The organism is Myroides sp. LoEW2-1, assembly GCF_009767705.1.
GTDB classification, from domain to species: domain Bacteria; phylum Bacteroidota; class Bacteroidia; order Flavobacteriales; family Flavobacteriaceae; genus Flavobacterium; species Flavobacterium album_A.
In genome coordinates this window covers 1-3400 of record NZ_WSPP01000073.1, presented here as the reverse complement: position 1 = coordinate 3400, position 3400 = coordinate 1, and the positions used below count along the sequence as shown (strand labels likewise).

The following is a 3400-nucleotide window of genomic DNA, read 5'->3' as shown; positions in this document are numbered from 1 at the left end:
GTTGCACCTTGAAGATAATTATTTTTGAGGACAAACAATGAAAAAACCCCGCCTTTTTTAGACGGGGTTTTGTTTTTTAGGCTTTTTAGACAGCCTCTTTTTGTATTACAGATCTTAACTTATATTCTAAAGAATTGATTGTTCTCAATTGCTTTTTCAAAGTTACCTATATCTTTCACTTGTACTTTTGATTCAAACGCTTTGATGTGCTTGCTATGGTGAATATCAGAACCTACAAAGTCTATCATATTGTTTTTCAATAGAAAATTTGCAGCCTCCAAAACGTGACCTCCATAATAGTCTGTCACTGAAAGTAGGTTCATTTGAAATTGACATCCCATTTTCTTTAATTTAGCATACATATCCGTATTGCTGTGATAAAAATTGTATCGCTCTGGATGCGCCAATACAATGTCATATCCTCTGGACTTTAATTGAAATAATATATCTTGTAATTGAATAGGCGGATTGATGTAAGACATCTCCACTAAAACACATTTGTCTTTTAACGTCAATAATTCTTCTGATGCTATTCTCTTGAGAAAACTCTCATCCATCAAATACTCAGATGCAACGCGCAACTTTAATGCCTCTGCTTCTTGAGGTAAAACTGCTTTTACTTCTTGGTATTTTGACAAAATTCCTTCTTTGGTGTTATCCCATACAAGAGGTGTGGTGTGTGGTGTTGTAATTGCTTGTTCGAACCCAAGAGATTTCATGGATTGAATAATGAAGACTGTATCCTCTTTTGTTTTAGCACCATCATCAATACCAAATAACAAATGCGAATGAATATCTACATAATTATTGGGTATTAAATCTTTTAATACTGGTTTAGATTTAAAAATTGAAAACATAGCTTAATCTTTTTTGTTTATAATAATTCTGTCAATTATTAATAAACACAAAGTTAAAAGATATAAAGGAAGAGTAACTACTAATTTTTCAGAAGTAATATTTAAAACAACATAAATTGTCATACCTATCAACAAAACGATATGCAAAACTCTGCCCATTCTAATGTTTGTATTAACGAAAGGGAGCAATAGCAGCAAAGGATTGCACAATAGTAAAATATTATTGTTCAATACCTCAACGTGAAAAGAGTAAAAGTTTACAAATAAAAAGAAGGCTCCAAATAATCCAATAATTAATATTAGGCTATAGCGAATTGCTTTCACTTTGTATGACATTACAGCAAGTACAACGCATAACAAGCTAAAAAAAGCATAGGTATCCCACCATGGAGTTGTTGCTCTTAACTCTTGGTTTGCTTCAAAGATAGTCTTGGTTTCTTTTACAATAGGTTTGCCATCCATTTTCGTTTGCTCAAGTCCCATCATATACTTATCAGGAAGAAACTGTTTGTCATTCGTCTGATCAATGCGAGCACCGAGTATCATGTTTATCCCTAACTTTAAAAAATAACTACTATCCAAATAGTCATTAAACATCTGTCTATACGTTTTAATATTATCAGTTACCTCTGCTTCAACTACTGTATTGGTATCCTGATTGACAATATCAACAACCTTTGTTGTACAATTTTGGTCAATAAATTTATAGACATAGTATTTGTTTTCCTCAGTTAAAGCATTTTCCAAACTGTGCCAAATCTTCTCTTTTTGATCTTCAGTCAAGTTCAATACTTGTTCGTATACACTTCTATTGTAATAAACGTAACTTCTAACGAAGTCCTTCATTGATGTATAATCGGCATAATACAACATATCACCTTTTATAAAGCGCAATCCAAAATTAGGTGTACTGAAATCAAACATTCCAAAGTTGTACACTCTATCTATTCCATAAGACGGATCAAAAACGCGAATAGCTGTATGACCATACAACTCATGTAACATAGGACCTGTGCCGATAGTCAATACACTAATTTGAGCGCGATCAGACAAAGCTCGTTCTGCAGACAAAGCAATTTGCCCAAACCATAAGCATAAAAGCACGCACATTATTTTCTTTCCCATATACGATGATATAAATAGTTGTTCAATTCTTATTGAGTAATCACAAAAATAGCTTACTCCCTCATGATTTACAATAAAAAAAAATTGCCTAACCACCTAAGAAAGCGTTTTAGTAGTAAATCTGTATTCCCAATTAGCCAAATACTGCCAAGAAAACCTATTCCCCTCTGCTTTCAATAGCTGTAAAAACATATCACAGTGAACTTACACCATTAATAAACTCCTTTCTTGCTCAACTATATTTCACTTATAAGACTATCACGTAATATGAGTTACAATAACCCTACTATTCCATTTTATTCTATTGTGAATGTGCTTTTCCTTTTTCCAATAATACACAATCACTCAAACTTGTTGATACACTCAAACGCTATTGACTCTATAGTAGCAAAAAAAACACATTTGAAATTTGATTCGCAGCAATATCATTTTACTTTTCAAAGTGCGCATTACATAAAGTAATACAAACAAACACTATAAAAATTAGTAACTTTATGATACATTTGTACCATTAATGATAGATAGACCGTTATAAAGTTTATACACAAATAAAATCAATTATGAAAAAACACATTCCCAATGCAATAACACTTTTAAACTTACTTTCAGGATTAATCGCATGTATTTACGCATTCGACGACAATATCCCGATGGCATTTTTATGGGTATGTTTAGGAATATTTTTTGATTACTGGGATGGGTTCGTTGCGCGTATTTTAGACGTAAAAAGCGAATTAGGTCTTCAATTAGACTCTTTAGCAGATATGGTTACAAGTGGAGTTGTACCAGGCTTAGTAGTCTATAAAATGTTAGCAAGCATACAAGAAAATCAAGAGATATACAACCTCACTCCAGAAACATATTACATGGGAGTAGTTCCCTATTTTGGTTTCATAATTACTTTAGGTGCTGCGTACCGATTAGCTAAATTCAATATCGATACAAGACAAACAGATTCTTTTATCGGACTGCCTACACCTGGTAATGCGTTATTTATCTTGAGTATTCCAATGATAATCGCAACAACAGAATCAGAAACAATAATATCTGTTTTAAGTAACCCTTATTTATTGGTTGTAATCAGTATTTTAAGTGCTATAATCATGAACGCAGAATTACCTCTGTTTTCTCTAAAAATAAAACCAGGGAATTTAAGCTCATATAAATTGCAAATCGGATTTGTAGTCCTATCAATCATATTGCTAATTACACTACAGTATTTGGCTATACCATTGATTATCCTCATTTATATCTTACTTTCCATTTTCATCAATCTTACAAACAAAAAGCAAATACAATAAATAATACATACAAAAACAAAAAGAGGGTGTCCCAAAAGGTCACCCTCTTTTGTATTATATAAAACGTTACTTTTCTCTTAGATTAAAAGTTCTTGCAATTAAAACGAGTTTTAGACT

3 protein-coding genes are annotated in these 3400 nt (G+C 32.0%); 1 reads left to right on the top strand and 2 read right to left on the bottom strand.

Annotated features, from left to right (window positions below):
- Positions 1-119: 119 nt before the first annotated feature.
- Both GOQ24_RS05465 and GOQ24_RS05460 read right to left on the bottom strand, forming a co-directional pair.
- A complete protein-coding gene (locus GOQ24_RS05465; RefSeq protein ID WP_155093064.1) occupies positions 120-857 on the bottom strand; it encodes a tyrosine-protein phosphatase in 738 nt (245 codons plus the stop codon).
- Between the two features lie 3 nt (positions 858-860).
- Positions 861-1982 carry a DUF4105 domain-containing protein gene (locus GOQ24_RS05460; RefSeq protein WP_155093065.1) on the bottom strand — a complete coding sequence of 374 codons (1122 nt, stop codon included), beginning with the start codon at positions 1980-1982 and terminating at the stop codon, positions 861-863.
- 560 nt (positions 1983-2542) lie between these two features.
- Here GOQ24_RS05460 and GOQ24_RS05455 point away from each other — a divergent pair.
- The gene (locus GOQ24_RS05455) at positions 2543-3283 is read left to right on the top strand and encodes a CDP-alcohol phosphatidyltransferase family protein (protein WP_155093066.1); all 741 of its coding nucleotides are present in this window, start codon (positions 2543-2545) and stop codon (positions 3281-3283) included.
- The last annotated feature ends 117 nt before the right edge of the window (positions 3284-3400 follow it).

Excerpts from the sequence above, each read along its gene's own strand:
- GOQ24_RS05455 (WP_155093066.1), top strand. The coding sequence starts at position 2,543 with ATGAAAAAACACATTCCCAATGCAATAACACTTTTAAACTTACTTTCA.
- GOQ24_RS05460 (WP_155093065.1), bottom strand. The coding sequence starts at position 1,982 with ATGGGAAAGAAAATAATGTGCGTGCTTTTATGCTTATGGTTTGGGCAA.
- GOQ24_RS05465 (WP_155093064.1), bottom strand. The coding sequence starts at position 857 with ATGTTTTCAATTTTTAAATCTAAACCAGTATTAAAAGATTTAATACCC.